Origin of the sequence: Fangia hongkongensis FSC776 = DSM 21703, assembly GCF_000379445.1 — a bacterium.
Taxonomy (GTDB): Bacteria; Pseudomonadota; Gammaproteobacteria; order Francisellales; family Francisellaceae; genus Fangia; species Fangia hongkongensis.
This window is the reverse complement of record NZ_KB902239.1, coordinates 115035-131645: the sequence shown is the minus strand read 5'-3', so window position 1 is coordinate 131645 and position 16611 is coordinate 115035. Positions and strand designations below refer to the sequence as shown.

General features: G+C 37.7%; 19 protein-coding genes. 4 read left to right on the top strand and 15 right to left on the bottom strand.

Annotated elements, in window-relative coordinates; translation table 11 throughout:
- Positions 1-41 precede the first annotated feature (41 nt).
- Complete coding sequence (locus tag A37Q_RS14270; RefSeq protein WP_051074460.1) at positions 42-437, top strand: response regulator; 396 nt, start codon at positions 42-44, stop codon at positions 435-437.
- Position 438: 1 nt separating this feature from the next.
- On the opposite strand, the gene sufD is transcribed toward A37Q_RS14270, so the two are convergent.
- Genes sufD through A37Q_RS14265 form a run of 4 tightly spaced genes read right to left on the bottom strand, consistent with a single transcriptional unit; the run spans position 439 to position 4370 of the window.
- A complete protein-coding gene (gene sufD, locus A37Q_RS0100670; RefSeq protein ID WP_083906938.1) occupies positions 439-1695 on the bottom strand; it encodes a Fe-S cluster assembly protein SufD in 1257 nt (418 codons plus the stop codon).
- 7 nt (positions 1696-1702) lie between these two features.
- A complete protein-coding gene (gene sufC, locus A37Q_RS0100665) occupies positions 1703-2446 on the bottom strand; it encodes a Fe-S cluster assembly ATPase SufC (protein ID WP_018298331.1) in 744 nt (247 codons plus the stop codon).
- Positions 2447-2467: 21 nt separating this feature from the next.
- Positions 2468-3910 carry a Fe-S cluster assembly protein SufB gene (gene sufB / locus A37Q_RS0100660; RefSeq protein ID WP_018298330.1) on the bottom strand — a complete coding sequence of 481 codons (1443 nt, stop codon included), beginning with the start codon at positions 3908-3910 and terminating at the stop codon, positions 2468-2470.
- Positions 3900-4370 carry an SUF system Fe-S cluster assembly regulator gene (locus A37Q_RS14265; RefSeq protein ID WP_018298329.1) on the bottom strand — a complete coding sequence of 157 codons (471 nt, stop codon included), beginning with the start codon at positions 4368-4370 and terminating at the stop codon, positions 3900-3902. The genes sufB and A37Q_RS14265 overlap by 11 nt, the downstream gene beginning before the upstream one ends.
- Before the next feature lie 174 nt (positions 4371-4544).
- Between A37Q_RS14265 and A37Q_RS0100650 the strand changes: the two genes are divergently transcribed.
- Positions 4545-5582: a type IV pilus assembly protein FimV gene (locus A37Q_RS0100650; RefSeq protein WP_018298328.1), complete on the top strand. Its 1038-nt coding sequence runs from the start codon at positions 4545-4547 to the stop codon at positions 5580-5582.
- A gap of 409 nt (positions 5583-5991) precedes the next feature.
- Here A37Q_RS0100650 and A37Q_RS14260 read toward each other — a convergent pair whose 3' ends face one another.
- The 6 genes from A37Q_RS14260 to A37Q_RS0100620 form a co-directional block, all read right to left on the bottom strand.
- Entirely contained in the window at positions 5992-6828 is an 837-nt protein-coding gene (locus A37Q_RS14260; protein WP_018298327.1) for an alpha/beta fold hydrolase, read from the bottom strand.
- Between the two features lie 12 nt (positions 6829-6840).
- Positions 6841-6999: a hypothetical protein gene (locus A37Q_RS16350; RefSeq protein WP_018298326.1), complete on the bottom strand. Its 159-nt coding sequence runs from the start codon at positions 6997-6999 to the stop codon at positions 6841-6843.
- Between the two features lie 438 nt (positions 7000-7437).
- Positions 7438-9087, bottom strand: coding sequence for a chaperonin GroEL (groL, locus tag A37Q_RS0100635; protein ID WP_018298325.1), 1650 nt, complete (start codon positions 9085-9087; stop codon positions 7438-7440).
- 60 nt (positions 9088-9147) lie between these two features.
- The gene (gene groES, locus A37Q_RS0100630) at positions 9148-9435 is read right to left on the bottom strand and encodes a co-chaperone GroES (protein ID WP_018298324.1); all 288 of its coding nucleotides are present in this window, start codon (positions 9433-9435) and stop codon (positions 9148-9150) included.
- A gap of 157 nt (positions 9436-9592) precedes the next feature.
- Positions 9593-10837: a sensor histidine kinase gene (locus A37Q_RS15700; protein WP_018298323.1), complete on the bottom strand. Its 1245-nt coding sequence runs from the start codon at positions 10835-10837 to the stop codon at positions 9593-9595.
- Positions 10838-10843: 6 nt separating this feature from the next.
- A complete protein-coding gene (locus A37Q_RS0100620) occupies positions 10844-11560 on the bottom strand; it encodes a response regulator transcription factor (protein ID WP_018298322.1) in 717 nt (238 codons plus the stop codon).
- 343 nt (positions 11561-11903) lie between these two features.
- Here A37Q_RS0100620 and A37Q_RS0100615 point away from each other — a divergent pair, with 343 nt between their 5' ends.
- The gene (locus A37Q_RS0100615; RefSeq protein ID WP_018298321.1) at positions 11904-12344 is read left to right on the top strand and encodes a hypothetical protein; all 441 of its coding nucleotides are present in this window, start codon (positions 11904-11906) and stop codon (positions 12342-12344) included.
- Between the two features lie 243 nt (positions 12345-12587).
- On the opposite strand, the gene A37Q_RS0100605 is transcribed toward A37Q_RS0100615, so the two are convergent.
- The 3 genes from A37Q_RS0100605 to A37Q_RS16565 form a co-directional block, all read right to left on the bottom strand.
- A complete protein-coding gene (locus A37Q_RS0100605; protein WP_018298319.1) occupies positions 12588-12869 on the bottom strand; it encodes a GNAT family N-acetyltransferase in 282 nt (93 codons plus the stop codon).
- 145 nt (positions 12870-13014) lie between these two features.
- Complete coding sequence (locus tag A37Q_RS0100600) at positions 13015-13305, bottom strand: helix-turn-helix domain-containing protein (protein ID WP_018298318.1); 291 nt, start codon at positions 13303-13305, stop codon at positions 13015-13017.
- A gap of 114 nt (positions 13306-13419) precedes the next feature.
- Positions 13420-13620, bottom strand: coding sequence for a hypothetical protein (locus A37Q_RS16565; protein ID WP_234393746.1), 201 nt, complete (start codon positions 13618-13620; stop codon positions 13420-13422).
- Between the two features lie 171 nt (positions 13621-13791).
- On the opposite strand from A37Q_RS16565, the gene A37Q_RS0100590 reads away from it, so the two are divergent.
- Entirely contained in the window at positions 13792-14733 is a 942-nt protein-coding gene (locus A37Q_RS0100590) for an RluA family pseudouridine synthase (RefSeq protein ID WP_018298317.1), read from the top strand.
- Here the strand turns inward: A37Q_RS0100590 and A37Q_RS0100585 are convergent.
- Positions 14730-15215: a methylated-DNA--[protein]-cysteine S-methyltransferase gene (locus A37Q_RS0100585; protein ID WP_018298316.1), complete on the bottom strand. Its 486-nt coding sequence runs from the start codon at positions 15213-15215 to the stop codon at positions 14730-14732. The genes A37Q_RS0100590 and A37Q_RS0100585 overlap by 4 nt on opposite strands.
- Positions 15216-15269: 54 nt before the next feature.
- Positions 15270-16610, bottom strand: coding sequence for a dihydroorotase (locus A37Q_RS0100580; protein WP_018298315.1), 1341 nt, complete (start codon positions 16608-16610; stop codon positions 15270-15272).
- Position 16611: the final 1 nt, after the last annotated feature.

Below are 16611 nucleotides of genomic sequence, written 5' to 3'. Positions count from 1 at the left end.
TATATACTGATAATATCAAATGCTTACCAAAGGATGGCACTGTGCTAGAGATACAAGCAGAAAAAATTCTGATTATTGATGATGAGGAGATCATCCGAGAAGTTGCAATGGGCTTTATCGAAAGCGTTAATGAAGACATCGAATATCTTACTGCTGAAAATGGTCAAATTGGCGTAGCGCTTTATGAGGAACATCAAGCACATATCACAATGGTTATACTTGATTTAATCATGCCTGTTATGGATGGGATAGATGCATTTAAAGCTTTAAGAGCGATTAACCCTGAGGTGCCTATTTTATTTTCAAGTGGTTATACCGAAAACGATGAAATTATTGAACTTCGAAAAAGAGGCTTTGTTGATTTTATCCAAAAGCCCTTTTCCATGCAGGCTTTCCTTGAAAAAGTGAAACGCCTTTGCGACGCATCACAACAATAATCTAGCTTCCTATATTCTGCAAATATTCAGACAATATCTCCATATAATGCTCTATCTTCTTTTGATCTCTTGTTAAAGCTAACACAACCTCTTTGGTAAAACCTTCCATCAAAAGTCTTTCAGCATCTTTTTTATCAATACCGCGAGATCTTAAATAAAAAAGTGCACTTTTATCTAGCTGCCCCACGGTCGCACCATGTGAACAAACCACATCATCTGAGTAGATTTCAAGCTCAGGCTTAGTATTAATCTCTGAAGTTTTTGTCAGCTGTAGATTACGATTATTTTGCATCGCTTTGATGCCACAAAGTCCTTCACCTACCATGGCTTTTGCATTAAACACAGCCCTGGCATCACCCCCTACAACACCTCTGAAATTAACATCACTTTGAGTGTAAGAAGCCAAATGATTCACATAAAAGTGATAATCTAAATGCGCTTTAGCTGAGAGAATATAAATTCCATCGGCATCAAATAAAGCCTCTTTGCCATTTAAATTCACATGGAAATCATAACGTGTTAGTGCTGAATTAGAAACAAGATGGAAACTTGAAAACTTGGCAGCTTCTTTGAGGTTTATTTCACAATGATACGTTAATAGTAAAGATGTCTCATTTTGTCCTTGATCTCGATCAAATTGGCAGCTCGCCCCAGCTTCTAAATCAAAGTCACTTCTAATATTAAGTGCTGAGTTATGCTCTGTAAGGTTAATAAAACGCTCATAGATCATCCCTTTTGCATTTTGACCAAAGTGAATACTATTTCGATAATTCATCACCGAGCGATGATTATATGCATCTTGCACATAGGAAATCACAACTGGTTTATCTAACACAACATCATCCATAACTTCAAGTGAAATGCCGCTGACTGATGCCGCTTGATTTAATGAAACAAGCTCACTCTCATTAGTTACATTCTCAGAGAGCTTTGGCGTTATGGCACTAAGCTTCACCCCTTTTTGAGCAACATCATCATGCATGATACTGCCATCATAAACAATAATATTATAATTACTGTCATCCAGATTAAGCTTCACCAATGAGCAAAACTCTTCTTGGCAATTACATTCGGCCTGCAGCTTATCAATGCCATATTTTTTATACAGCGACCGAATATCTGTATATTTCCAATTTTCTTCTTTTTTGCTTGGTAATCCGCTTTGTTGAAACTTCTCCCAATACGATGAGCGAAGTTTCATCGCTTCACCAACATCTTCAAATAGATCTTGTAAGGACTTTTCCAGATGTAACATCATTTAGCTCCTATGCGTTAACCCAGCTATAACCTTTTTCTTCAAGCTCAAGCGCTAGTGTTTTATCACCAGAGCGAACGATTTTACCTTCGGCTAAAACATGTACATAATCCGGTGTAATATAATTTAAAAGGCGCTGGTAGTGCGTAATAACAATAAATCCTCGATCTTCCGTGCGCATATGATTTGCCCCTTTAGATACAACCTGAAGCGCATCAATGTCTAAACCTGAATCCGTCTCATCCAAAATACACAACTTTGGTTCAAGCATCATCATCTGAAGCATTTCATTTCTTTTTTTCTCGCCACCTGAAAAGCCTTCATTTACACCACGTTTCATATATTTTTGATCCATCTGCAAAATCTGCATATTTTGGCGAAGTGTCTTCATGAAATTCATCGCATCAAGTTCATCTTCACCTCGTGCTTTGCGCACGCTATTAACCGCTGTTTTTAGAAATTGCGTATTACTCACACCGGGGATCTCAACTGGATATTGAAAGCTTAAAAACACACCTAAAGCAGCCCTCTCCTCTGGGTCTAAATCCAAAATACTCTTACCATTAAAAAGCACTTCACCTTTTGTTATCTTATAACCATCTTTCCCAGATAAAATATTACCTAAAGTACTTTTCCCTGCACCATTTGGCCCCATGATTGCGTGAACTTCACCTGCTTTAATCGTTAGATTCACACCCTTTAAAATTTCTTTATCTTCAACACTTGCATGTAGGTTTTTAATTTCTAATAACATTTTTTGCTCGTTTATTTCAGTTTAACCAATTGCCCCTTCAAGGCTGACTTCCATTAGTTTTTGTGCTTCTACTGCAAACTCTAGTGGCAGCTTTTTAAATACATCTTTACAAAAACCATTCACGATCATCGCCACCGCATCTTCTTCACTCATACCGCGCTGACGACAGTAAAATAATTGCTCATCTGATATTTTTGAGGTGGTTGCTTCATGCTCAATCTGAGAGCTATTATTCTTATTTTCAATGTAAGGATAGGTATGCGCACCTGAGTGATGCCCAATAAGCAGTGAATCACATTGAGAAAAATTCCTTGCATTATCTGCCGTTGGGAGAATGCGTACCAAACCACGATAGGCATTTTGTGCTTTGCCAGCTGAAATACCTTTAGAGATAATCGTACTTTTGGTATTTTTACCCATATGAATCATCTTTGTGCCGGTATCTGCTTGTTGTGCATGACGCGTCAATGCTACAGAATAGAACTCACCGACACTGTTATTTCCTTTCAAAATCACAGAGGGGTATTTCCATGTGATCGAAGAGCCAGTTTCAACTTGCGTCCATGATATCTTGGCATTATCTCCCTTACATACCCCACGTTTGGTGACAAAATTGTAGATACCTCCCTTGCCATCCTTATCACCGGGATACCAGTTTTGTACCGTTGAGTATTTAATCTCAGCATCTTTTAATGCAACCAGTTCAACTACTGCTGCATGAAGCTGGTTTTCATCACGCATAGGCGCTGTACAGCCTTCTAAGTAACTGACATAACTTCCTTCATCGGCAATAATTAATGTACGTTCAAATTGCCCTGTATTTGAAGCATTAATCCTAAAATATGTAGAGAGCTCCATCGGACAACGCACCCCTTTTGGAATATAAACAAAAGAGCCATCACTAAATACTGCCGAATTAAGCGCAGCAAAATAATTATCTCCCTGTGGAACAACCGTACCTAAATATTTTTTCACCAATTCAGGGTATTCTTGTAGCGCCTCTGAGATAGAGCAGAAAATCACCCCAGCTTCTTTGAGCTTATCTTTAAAAGTAGTGACAACTGAAACCGAATCAAATACCGCATCAACAGCAACCCCAGCAAGCATCTCTTGCTCATGAAGCGGAATACCAAGCTTGTTGTAAGTTTCAAGTAGCTCAGGGTCAACTTCATCTAAAGATTTTGGGCGATCACTATCTGATTTTGGTGCTGAGTAATAACTAATTTTCTGATAGTCAACAGGCTCATACTTTACATGTGCCCAAGTGGGCTCTTTCATTTCAAGCCATTTTTTATAGGCTTGAAGACGCCACTCAAGCATAAATGCCGGCTCATTCTTACGCGCTGAAATCTTGGCAATAATCTCTTCATCCAATCCCACACGGAAAGTTTCTTGCTCAATATCAGTAACAAACCCATGCTGGTATTCATCATTGATAAATTTATTAATTTTTTCATCCGCCATAGTGATTTATCTCTTGCTTATACCCACTTTTTTTATTCTCTTGATTGTCTTTTATTTTGTCATTGTTGATTAACTCAGAAAGCATGAAATGTGACAATGCCCCTTTTACCTTTTGGTTGATAATTCTCCAATGTGAGTGCATTTGGCAATTAATAGTCAAACACTTATGTGCATCATCAACACAACATTCAGTAAAGGCGATTGGGCCATCAATGGCTTCAATAATTTCAACCATCGAAATGCTATTGATTGCTTTTGACAATACATAGCCACCTTCAACGCCACGCTTTGCTTTTAACACACCATTAACACTCAATAATTTAAGAATTTTTCTGACTGTTGGCAGATTTAAACGTGTCAGCTCAACTAGCTCCGTTGCACTATATAAGCGCATTGGATCTTTTGCCATCCTCACAACAATCATTACCCCATAATCAGCCAACTTGCTCACTCTTAACATGAAATAGTACTAGCTTAGTATCATATCCGACAAAGGGTAATTTGTTTTAATGTGTGTGTCAATTAATAAGTCATTTGAATTTTCCTGATATGCGCTACAGAAGACTATAGGCATCAAAGAATATTTAGATTACAATTTACAGTCATAACCTGTTTATTCAAAGAGAGCATTCACGTGTCACGGCGTAGCACATTTAAAATCCTTATTTCACTTAGCTTTGCTATTTTCACACTACCGGCATTTTCCATTACCGTCTATACGGTAAAATCCGGCGACTCGCTATGGAAAATTGCCAGCAAACACCCTGTAAAAGGCTATAGTAGTAAAGATTTAATTAAAGCAATCAAAGGGATCAACTCTAAAGAAAACCCATCGATCAATGATGACATTGTTAATATCAATCAAAAACTTGCTTTGCCTGACAGCAAAAGCGAGGTTGAGGATGGTTTAAAACTGTATCATTTAAGGCACTCTCAATATGTGCGTAAAAACCCTACACCAAGCACCCCAGCTGTAAGCTCAGATACTAAAAGTATCAGCGCAGCTAAAACAACAGAACCTAATACTAATAGCGCCACTAACAACCCACCACAAAATAATACAGTCAATGCACAAGTAACACCTGAAAATAAAGGTGCTCAAAATACAGCGAGCAATAGTAACACAGTGATTGTTCCACCGGCTGTTATTCAAGGAAACAACAATAAAGAAGCAACGAGCCCTGTCAAAACAGAAAAAGCACAAGATGGCTCCAGTACTAATTTTGGCTGGTTTCTTTTAGTTATATTGGTGATTTTGGTTGTATTTCTTTGGCGCCGACGCTCAAAAAAACAAGAGCAAAACAGTACAAAAAACATGAAAGATGCATTCTATCAAGAAAAGCTTGTTGATACGCCGAATATTGATGCTAAAGACATTCCACACCCGCAAAAAAAGGCACCTTTTAATTTAAACAATATTTTAAAAAAAGCTGATGAATACATCGCTAAAGGTGACATTCCTCAAGCAAAAGCAACCTTGCAAGAAGCGCTTAACCATGAACCTAAAAACCTAGATATTCGCATTAAACTATTAGCTGTTTATGGTGCAGATAATGATGAGATTTCATTTAATAGTGAAAGAGATTATCTTGCTTCTAACCTGCTTCCGTATGATGATGTGCGCTGGAAAACAATAGATGCAATGCATCGAAAATACTTCTTTGGCCGGTAAAGCTATCAGCCAGCTTATGCGCCTAGTTATTTAAACAACAACAAATGAGAAATATACCTTCCATCCTCTGATTTTGTCTCTTTAATAAATTCCTTTTCCAACGCCCATATCTTTCTTAACAATCGCATACGCATCCTCCATAGTTGGTAACTTCAGCTATTTTTAGTGTTTAAAAGTGCATATCTAGTACTAAAATTAATATCAGATACAACTCCAAGTCGAAAATACTATCACTTTATAGCCTTTCAATAAGCGCTTAACTTATTAACCTTGGTTTAGCTTTTATAAACGATACTTTCATCACATTTAAATCATCCATGACTACTGATCAGTGAATAACTTAAATTAGATTGTATTTTAATCTTAGTTGGAGATAAATGCTTTTTGAATATTTTTGAACAAAAATCTATCATGAATTGGAAATAAACTTATCAACTACCTCATTAAACTTTTCAGGATTCTCTATAAACATAAAATGATTCCCGCCCTCTTTTTCACTGAAAAGAGTAAGTTTTGAATTGGGCACTTTGCTATGCATCCAATGATGTGATTCCGGTGGGTGAAGACTATTATCGCCGGTGATAAATAATGTTGGTATCGTAATTTTCTCCATTACATCACGAAAATCTTGCATGATATTATTTAAATAGAGCCTCTGTGCAGCCGCCCCTTCAATATCAATGCAACTTCTCAAAAAGGCCTTTTGCTCTTCTGTTGCATACTGAGTGGTCATCACATCAACAATTTTTTGATTAAGCGCCTCCACATCATCACCAACAAATCCGTTTGTTAACTCATGTAAACTCGCCGCATCATAAATAGCACCGTAACTTTTTCTTTCATCTTCCGACCAAATAGGATTGATCAATAGTGCCGGCGGCTCATCAACAATAATCAGTTTTGATAATTTATCGCAGCCAAATAAATCAATATATGCATAAACCATTGCCGCACCAAGCGAATGTGCAAGTAAGGTAATATTATCTAGCCCCAGCGCTTCTATCACATCATGTAAGTCTTTAGCAAATCGTGCGATTCGATAACCATGGACAACTTTTTCAGAATCGCCATGCCCTCTTTTATCAAGTGCAATTACATGCATTTTTTGTGAGAAGTGTTCTATCTGGTGCTTAAAACTTCTCACAGCAAATCCACCACCTGATAGCATTAACATATTTTGCCCTGAGCCTGACTCCATATAATGTAGTACAGCTCCATCACTGACAGTTATATTTGCCGAATGCATAGATCATCCTTTTTATGATTTATTTGAAATAATTTGCTTTGGTGTTAAGCCTGTTGTTTTCGCAATCACCGAAATTGGAACACCGAGCTTTTTCATCTCTTGTGCCTCACGTAACTTATCTCTATTTTGAGCCAAATTACTTTTTTGCGCCTTCACTTCTTTTGGTTGCATTATTCTCTCCCTGAGTTAACTGGTTGATACATAACAATGATTCATTGCCATCTATTGGGTTTTACTACTGCTATTACAAACAAACTTGCTAACCTGACTATGTCAGCAACAACTGACACCTTTCCTTGTAAGCTATGCAAATACGCATTTATTTGTAACTATCGTCTACAGCTATCAAAACAGTAAACCTCTGAGTATGCGCTATAGCAATCAAACACATTCGAGCCTATTTTAACGCTCAAATTTGTAATGCTTTATGCTGCTATCAGTGCATATTGCTATGATTCTACCGACTATCTTCCATAAAATCCATGTAGTTTCCTTACAATTTATAACTTTTTTGCTATGCACAAAAAAAGCCACTGTAACAACATCACAGTGGCTTTTTATTTTAGAATAACCAGATTGAAACTACTGGTTTTAGCTTAAGCGAAAGGATTACATCATCCCAGGCATGCCGCCCATTCCGCCCATGCCACCCATTCCACCGGCTGGCATTTCAGGTTTGTCTTCTTTAATTTCACCAACCATGGCTTCAGTTGTAATCATTAAACCTGCAACAGATGCTGCGTGTTGTAATGCTGAGCGAGTTACTTTTGTTGGATCCAAAATACCCATTTCAATCATATCGCCATAGCTGTCATTTGCTGCATTATAGCCATAACTGCCATCGCCAGAGCGAACATTGTTTACAACAACAGATGCTTCGCCGCCAGCATTTTTAACGATTTGACGAAGAGGTGCTTCCATTGCACGGCGCATTAAAGCAATACCGTGGTTTTGATCTTCGTTGTCACCTGTTAACTCAGAGATAGCTGCTTGTGCACGTAATAGCGCAACACCACCACCGGCAACAACACCTTCTTCAACCGCTGCACGAGTTGCATGAAGCGCATCGTCAACACGATCTTTTTTCTCTTTCATTTCAACTTCAGTAACAGCACCCACACGGATAACGGCAACACCGCCTGCTAATTTAGCAAGGCGCTCTTGTAGTTTTTCACGATCATAATCAGAAGTAGACTCTTCAATTTGCTTACGAATTTGTGAAACACGCGCATCAATTGCTTCTTTTTGACCTGCGCCATCAATCACTGTTGTGTCATCTTTAGTAATTTGAACACGGCCAGCTGTACCAAGATGCTCTAAAGTTGCACTTTCAAGTGATAGACCAACTTCTTCAGAGATCACTGTTGCGCCTGTTAAAATAGCGATATCTTCAAGCATTGCTTTACGACGATCACCAAAACCCGGTGCCTTAACCGCTGCAACTTTAACAATACCGCGAATATTATTCACAACAAGTGTTGCTAAGGCTTCACCTTCAACATCTTCAGCAATGATTAAAAGTGGCTTGCCAGATTTTGCAACTGCTTCTAGTGTTGGAAGTAAATCACGGATATTGGAGATTTTCTTGTCAACCAATAAAATATAAGGGCTTTCTAACTCAGCTGTCATATTCTCTTGATTTGTTGCAAAGTATGGTGATAAGTAACCACGATCAAACTGCATACCTTCAACAACGTCAAGCTCATCTTCAAAGCCTTTGCCTTCTTCAACCGTAATCACACCTTCAGAGCCAACTTTTGCCATTGCTTCAGCGATGATTTTACCTACAGTTGCATCAGAGTTCGCAGAGATTGTTCCAACTTGCTCAATCGCTTTATTGTCAGAACATGGCTTAGATAGACCTTTTAATGCTTCAACAGCTTTGATTGTTGCTTTATCGATACCACGCTTAAGATCCATCGGATTCATACCAGCTGCAACTGCTTTTAAACCTTCTGTTAAAACTGCTTGCGCTAAAACAGTTGCTGTTGTTGTTCCATCACCTGCAATATCAGATGTTTTAGAAGCAACTTCTTTAACCATTTGCGCGCCCATGTTAGCAAACTTATCTTCTAACTCGATTTCTTTTGCAACAGAAACACCATCTTTTGTGATATTCGGTGCACCGAAAGACTTGTCTAATACAACGTTACGACCTTTAGGCCCAAGTGTTACTTTAACTGCATTTGCTAATGTGTTAACACCTTCTAGCATACGAGAACGTGCATCATCTGAAAACATTACCTGTTTAGCTGCCATAAAATTTTCCTCTTCTTTAAACTTTATCTTTTTAATTTTTGAATGGTACTGAGCAAAAGATTACTCAACAACCGCCATAATATCTTCTTCACGCATCATCAAAAGCTCTTCACCATCAAGCTTCACTTCTGTGCCTGAGTACTTGCCAAAAAGAACTTTATCACCAATTTTAACATCAAGCGCACGAACGCCACCATCTGTTAAAATCTTACCATTACCCGCTGCAATAATTTCACCTTGCATTGGTTTTTCTTGTGCGCTGCCTGGTAATACAATACCACCGGCTGTTGTAGTTTCTTCTTCAGCACGACGCACTAAGACTCTGTCATGTAATGGACGAATTGACATAATGTTTTACTCCTATAACCGTTTAACATTCATTTGTTTGTTAAGTTGCACCGAGATATATGGAGCTGTGATTTTTGATTTCAAGGAAAAAAACAAAATTTTTTATCCCCACAAAGGAAAAGTGCTATAAATGCACAAAATTAGTATGAAATATTCTTTAAGAGCACGGCAAAACAATCTGCACCAACAATCCATGTGGTTTTCGAGGCATCAGCCTGATTTTACCACCATGCCCTTCGATAATTTCTTTGGTAATACTTAAGCCCAAACCTGAACCTGACACTTGATCTCCCCTTGATTGATCAACACGATAAAAGGGCTCAAACAACCTTTGATACAAAGACGCATCTACCCCTTTTCCCTGATCGCTAATCTCACAGAGAATCCGTTTTTTTTGTTTATCTTCAAATAATTTAACAACAACATCTACCTTTCCGTATTTAAGTGCATTATCAAGCACATTACCAATGGCACGCTTGATTCCCATCAAACGCCCCTGATAGAGAATGTTCTCCTCAATTTCGGCATCAATACTCTCTCCAATATCCACTGCATCTTCACACAGTGAACTCACAAGATCTGAGAGATTAAATTGTACCGTGTTTTCCTCCTGTAAGAAGTTCTTTGAAAAGGCAAGGATAGAAGCCAACATGCTCTCTAGTTTTTCAATATCTGTTAATAGCGCCTCTTTTTTCTCATGCTCATGCAATAGCTCAACTCTAAGTTTCAAACGTGTAATAGGTGTTTTCAAATCATGTGAAATAGCTGCCAGCATTTGTGTTCTTTTTTGTAATGACTCTTGCATGATATTTTGAATTCGCTGTATATCATTATGTAATAATGCCGCCTCTCGATGATCAATCGGTAAAACAATCTGTGTGTTTATATTCTCTGCTAATTGCGCCAATGCAGCCCTTGCCAAAAGGTTTATTTTCTCTAAGCGTCTCATTGCCCAATAACACAAAAGCAGCATCGCAATCACCAATATTGCCATCACAAAAATATAAATACCCACCATCACCGATACCATATTAAAGGCAGTGAAATTAACGAGTATCTTCTTATTTTGATAATCAATAATAAAAGGCCGCGTCCAGTCAAATGGTGGTTTTAACTCGCCAAGCATAAAAACTGGTAACTGTCGCTTTTCTTGTCGCTGCTGAACATTCTTATCAGGCCTTACACGAATTCCGGGGATCATCTCTAAGCGCCTTTTAAGCTCATCAACTGACTGATTCGTATCATTTAATATCCGTAAAATATTCATCTGTGCCATGCGCCCATAAATGCTGTTGCCAGAGAGCTCTTTTAATTGAAAGCCAATCAAGCACAGTAAAAAACCCATAAATAAAAGCCCACTGATTAAGATCAAATAGGTTTGCTTTGCTAATTTTGTTTTCATGACTTATTACCCTACATCATGTTTTGAAACACAGAACTGGTATCCTTCACCGCGCACTGTTTTTAACAATTTGGGGGATTTCAAATCCACCTCAATTTTCTTTCTTAAACGACCGATCAATACATCAACTGTTCGATCAAATGGGTCAAAATCGCGATCATATAGATGTTCCATAATTTGATCACGCGTTAGAATTTGATTTGGATGTGCCAAAAATATCTCCAACAAGCGATACTCTTTAGCACTTAATGCAATGGTGATCTCATTTTGATCGACAAGCACATGCCTGTGTCTATCAAGCTTCCACTTTTCAAAATGAACCATGTGCCTTGTTGAGCTTCCTTTAATCATATGACCATTTGCGCGGCGTAAAAGTGCTTTCATCCTTGCCAGCAATTCCCTTGTATTAAACGGCTTTGGCAAATAATCATCCGCGCCAACTTCAAGACCTAAAATCCGATCACTATCTTGATCAAGCGCGCTGATAATAATAATGGGAACATCATAACTTTCACGCAGGATTTTACAAAGTTCAAACCCATTTGTATTTGGCAACATAATATCCAAAAGGACAATATCAAAAAGCGAGTTTTTCATCGCTTTAATCGCTTGATCACCGTCTAGAAAATAGATGACTTCGTAATGAAAGTTACTCAAAAATTCTGATAATAATGCGCCTATTTCTTTGTCATCATCAATAATTAATACACGTTTTTTATCCATACTTCTTCCCTTTTAACGTTGAGCATACCCATGACAAAATAAATCTAAGTCACTTTATACCACCCGCAAACCATTTTACCCTATTTCTGCCATTGAATTTCTTGTTCTTTTGAGTCATCAAATATTGCTAATAGTCCGAGCTATTACCTGCAACCCAATGACTCAAAACTATCAAAAACTTCTTCAACATTAAACACCGCAAAATGATTCGCGAGTGGTATATATAACAAAGTTGTTACAAAAAACTTTCCATTTGTCATATGCCTATTACGTTTCATTTATAAACTAACACTTGCATCGCCAAATGCAATGATTCAAATCGTTTATAATTAAGGAGATACCTATGAAAAAGCTTATCACAACTCTAGCAGTGACAACAGCAGCAATTGGTGGATTTTCTATTGCTAATGCCATTCCCAACATGCCTATGCAACCACAAGGCCCGATGGTTAAAAAAGCCCATAAAAAGCCACTCAACTTAACACAGGAACAAGCTAAAACTCTGGTCAATGCAGGACTTATTGAACATGGTCAAGCAGACAAGAAGCAGATCAAAAAAGTCGATACGATTCGCCTTGGAAAAGATCAGGTATTCTATCTTGTTTATGTTGGTAAAAAAGCACAGGATAATAACACGAACTTCTTTGTGGTTAATGCACAAAATGGTCGCATACAAGTCTATCCAAAACCACGTTTTAAGCATAAAAGAGCAATGCCAAGAGCTGCAATGGGGGCTTACCAACCACAACCACCCGTTCCTGTACAACCAGCGCTTGCTCCATAAGGTTTACAACTTATATTGGCGGATTAAATGCATCAATGCAAAAAATGTAAACTTTTATAGTTTTTTGATGAACTTAATAAAAACTTCATCATTAAACATAGTTTCTTCACTAAATTTAAATCCAAGTGACTCTACTACACGAAATGATTTTCGAGTTTTTGGCAGTAAAATATAAATTTCATTTAACTTAAATTTATTTTTTGCCAAATTAATTAGTTCTGAATATACTTGGTACCCTAGCCCTCATGAGCTTGGATTTAATACTACAAGAATCTCAAATTGATTTGCTTGCCAAAGCTTAAATCCCGCCCATCCTATAATTTCATTTGTTACTTTATTAATAACTGCAAAATCACCGATATTATATTCCTTCCAATGCTTGTCAGATTTATCTACAATTTCCTGACAAATTTTTATCGTAAAACCAGTGCTAGCCATGTGTTTGATTACACGACCATCTTTTAAGGAATCAAATAGCGACATAGCATCATTGTTGTTAAACCTACGTAAGTCAAATTTAGTCATTATCTTTACCTACTTCTATTTACATTCACTTATTAGTGATATATCAAAACCACCAATTCAACCCTCGTTTTTCTTGTACTTCAACAAATAAAATGAATCCCTTCAGGAAATCCACATAATATTGTGGATTTCTCAGTATCTTTTTTCATTGAGATAGCGCAAGCAAAACATGCTTTGGATCTTTTGATATGGCTTTTAGCAAAGCTTTGGCAGGTCCAGTAGGCTCTCTACGCCCTTGTTCCCAATTTCTTAAGGTTGGCAACTTTACATTAATTAATTGGGAGAACTTTGCTTGAGACAATCCTGTTTTATTGCGAATCTCTTTTACTTTCATAGCATTGATTGTGAATTCACGCGATGGGGGACGTGTTCCATCTACAATTTCATTCATTTGCTGCATGCTTTCAACCAATCGATCAAAAAGTTTATTTTCCATCACTGCCACCTTTCATTTAGCTGCTTTAATATTTTCTTTTGCGCTAGTGTTAAGTCATCTTGTTTGCCTTTTTGATAAATCAATAAAAGCCTGATCTGTGAATCAGGCAATACGTTAATAATATATAACTCTAACACCACCTCGTTTCCCTTTACCTTTTGCTGACCACCTGACTTTTCTTAATCCACCAGTTTGTTGTATTACATCACCAATCAAAGGGTTTTCAGCTAAATAGGACTGAAACTCGGCATATTCATCATCGCTAAGTAATGCCTTTACATCTTCAGTAAAAATATCTGTTTCAATAAAGATCAATTTGATACACCTAGCATTACCTACTTGTTATTGAGTTTATACTTCATCAAAAAGTAAGTCAATGGCGTACAAAATATTTATCATATAAAATCACAAATCCTTTGTCGCTTAAGTGATAATCTTTTACACTGTAGCAAGATTAAACGATCAAACAGTGTAACAGACCTTATTATGCCAGAAGTACAGTATCTAAGCGTTGACCCTGATAGAGAGGGGCAGCGTATTGATAACTTCCTTATCGGTCATTTTAACCGATTGCCTAAGACACTGATCTATCGCTGGCTGCGTAAAGGTGAATTGCGTGTTAACAAAAAACGCATCAAGCCCACTTATCGTGTTACAGCGGGAGATACTATCCGCATTCCACCTTTTCAATTAGAAGACAAAGAAGAAATCATCCCAGTAAAAGAGGATCATTTAACCTATCTTGAGTCGTTGATTTTATTTGAAAATGAAGATTATATGGTTATCAACAAGCCATCAGGCATAGCCGTGCATGGCGGGTCAGGCGTGAACTCAGGTTTAATTGAAAGATTAAGACAGCTTAGACCAAAAGCCAAAAAACTTGAGCTTGCACACAGGCTCGATAAAGAAACCTCAGGCTGTATTATCATCGCTAAAAAGTACAGTATTTTGACGTATTTTCATCAAATCTTAAAAGACCGAAAAGCACAAAAAATCTATCATGCACTTGTTCACGGTCACTGGCAGTCGCCTCAAAAGAAAATTAATGCACCCCTTAAAAGGCACTTACTTGCCCATGGCGAGCGTATTGTGAAAATAGATCACTCTGAAGGCAAAGAGGCGCTAACTTCAGTTAAACCACTACAAACTTTTTCTGATTATACACTCGTTGAAGCCAAGCCACATACAGGCAGAACACACCAGATTCGTGTGCATCTTGCCTCTGAGAATCACCCTATTGTCTGTGACAAGAAATATGGCTGGCAAGAGCGTGATTTGAAAATAATGAAAAAAGGATTTAATCGCTTGTTCTTACATGCTTATAGTATTTCCTTTATTGATCCAAAAACAAATGAAAGACAACTTTTCACTGCACCTTATGACCAAAAGTGTAACAAACTACTGAGCGCACTTAGCAAGAAAAACTAAAGATTGATACCTTCCAGTGCTAAGAGTGTTCTTTTCGCTTTAAGCCCACCACCATAGCCACCGATATTGCCACTTTCTCGAATAACCCGATGGCAAGGGACAATAATAGAGATGGGATTTTTGCCATTTGCTGATCCCACCGCTCTTAGAGCCTTTGGGTTATCAACATTCTTAGCCAGTGTTTTATAGCTGATGGTTTGCCCAAAGGGAATGTTTTGTAGCGCCTGCCATACACACTTTTGAAAGTGTGTCCCCTCAAGTGAAATAGGTAAATCAAATTGTGATGATTTTCGATCAAAATAGGCAGTTAGCTGCTTGATGGTTTCACGAATGATTTTTGAATGAGTCTCTCTCGAGTCAGTATCATTTTTTTGATCTGAAGACCAATCACATCTTAGTAAATGTTGATCATCCGCCACAAGCCTTAAAAAACCAACTGGCGTATGAATAACACTTTGATCATAAGCGACTGCATTTAACATAGAGCTTTCCTCTTTATTAGAGACTGTAAATTAGTTTAATGCATTTATAGGCGATTAAAATGCATGTGAAAAAGCTAAAGCTTCTCCTTTTTGATCAGATACAATTTTATCATCGGCATATTTCAGTACACCATTTACAAATGTCTTTTCAATATTTGAAGAGAAAACAGCCCCGTTAAAAGGTGTCCAACCACATTTGTATTTTGCCTTTGCATCTAATCTCATATTTTTCGCATTAAGATTAACCAGTACCAAATCAGCAAAATAGCCCTCTCGAATAAAACCTCTTTCTTTCACTTGATAGACAATTGCTGGTGCATGTGCTGTTTTTTGCACAATTTTTTCCAAAGTAAATACCCCTTTATGATAATGCTCTAAAAGAGATAAAAAGGCATCTTGCACCAATGGCAGCCCAGAGGGTGCTTTGAAATAACTCCCCGATTTTTCCGCCCAAGTATGTGGTGCATGGTCAGTTGCAATCACATCAATTACATTTTCATTCACCGCTTTAAGCAGTGCCAAGCGGTCAGATTCCTCTTTAACCGAAGGATTACATTTAATTAAAGCGCCATGTGTTTGATAGTCTTTCCTTGAGAAAAACAAATGATGCGCGCAAACTTCAGCAGTAATGCGTTTTTGATGTAATGGTAAATCTGTTTTAAACTGCGCCAATTCATCTTGTGTTGTAATATGTAAAACATGCAGCTTGCTGTTGAACTTTTTGGCTAATGCAACGGCTAAATTTGAGGATTTTAAACACGCTTCTCGAGAGCGAATCTCTGCATGTAAATCAAATGGCATATTCTCGCCATATTGCTCTTTATATCGCTTTTCATTCGCTGCAATCATTGGCGTGTCTTCACAGTGAGTTGCAATTAAGATTGGACAGTTCTCAAAAAAACCTTCCAATGTTTTTTGATTATCAACCAGCATATTGCCCGTTGAGGCGCCCATAAAGATTTTCACCCCACAAGCATCTGAGGGTTTTAAACGCTGTAACTCAGAGACATTATCATTGGTCGCACCAAGATAAAAGGCAAAATTAGCATGCGACTTTTGTGCACCCAGTGCTTTTTTATCATTTAACTTTTCAATTGTCACCGTAGGAGGCGTACAGTTGGGCATCTCCATATAAGAGGTGATCCCACCCATAACGGCAGCTTTTGACTCTGACTCAATATCTGCTTTATAGGTTAAACCTGGCTCACGAAAATGCACCTGATCATCGATCATCCCCGGGAAAAGATGTAAGCCTTCTGCATCGATAATTTCAGCATTTTCAACTGTTAAATCACTGCCGATTTTTTCAATTCTTCCGTTATTGATATAAACATCTGCTATAAATGTTTTTCCTTCATTTACAATCGTTGGGTTTTTAATCAAATAAGAGGACATG

Excerpts from the sequence above, each read along its gene's own strand:
- A37Q_RS15700 (WP_018298323.1), bottom strand. The coding sequence starts at position 10,837 with ATGAAAACAAAATTAGCAAAGCAAACCTATTTGATCTTAATCAGTGGG.
- groL (WP_018298325.1), bottom strand. The coding sequence starts at position 9,087 with ATGGCAGCTAAACAGGTAATGTTTTCAGATGATGCACGTTCTCGTATG.
- A37Q_RS14265 (WP_018298329.1), bottom strand. The coding sequence starts at position 4,370 with ATGTTAAGAGTGAGCAAGTTGGCTGATTATGGGGTAATGATTGTTGTG.
- sufC (WP_018298331.1), bottom strand. The coding sequence starts at position 2,446 with ATGTTATTAGAAATTAAAAACCTACATGCAAGTGTTGAAGATAAAGAA.
- sufB (WP_018298330.1), bottom strand. The coding sequence starts at position 3,910 with ATGGCGGATGAAAAAATTAATAAATTTATCAATGATGAATACCAGCAT.
- A37Q_RS0100590 (WP_018298317.1), top strand. The coding sequence starts at position 13,792 with ATGCCAGAAGTACAGTATCTAAGCGTTGACCCTGATAGAGAGGGGCAG.
- A37Q_RS0100615 (WP_018298321.1), top strand. The coding sequence starts at position 11,904 with ATGAAAAAGCTTATCACAACTCTAGCAGTGACAACAGCAGCAATTGGT.
- groES (WP_018298324.1), bottom strand. The coding sequence starts at position 9,435 with ATGTCAATTCGTCCATTACATGACAGAGTCTTAGTGCGTCGTGCTGAA.
- sufD (WP_083906938.1), bottom strand. The coding sequence starts at position 1,695 with ATGATGTTACATCTGGAAAAGTCCTTACAAGATCTATTTGAAGATGTT.
- A37Q_RS0100580 (WP_018298315.1), bottom strand. The coding sequence starts at position 16,610 with ATGTCCTCTTATTTGATTAAAAACCCAACGATTGTAAATGAAGGAAAA.
- A37Q_RS14260 (WP_018298327.1), bottom strand. The coding sequence starts at position 6,828 with ATGCATTCGGCAAATATAACTGTCAGTGATGGAGCTGTACTACATTAT.
- A37Q_RS0100620 (WP_018298322.1), bottom strand. The coding sequence starts at position 11,560 with ATGGATAAAAAACGTGTATTAATTATTGATGATGACAAAGAAATAGGC.
- A37Q_RS0100605 (WP_018298319.1), bottom strand. The coding sequence starts at position 12,869 with ATGACTAAATTTGACTTACGTAGGTTTAACAACAATGATGCTATGTCG.
- A37Q_RS0100600 (WP_018298318.1), bottom strand. The coding sequence starts at position 13,305 with ATGGAAAATAAACTTTTTGATCGATTGGTTGAAAGCATGCAGCAAATG.
- A37Q_RS16350 (WP_018298326.1), bottom strand. The coding sequence starts at position 6,999 with ATGCAACCAAAAGAAGTGAAGGCGCAAAAAAGTAATTTGGCTCAAAAT.
- A37Q_RS0100585 (WP_018298316.1), bottom strand. The coding sequence starts at position 15,215 with ATGTTAAATGCAGTCGCTTATGATCAAAGTGTTATTCATACGCCAGTT.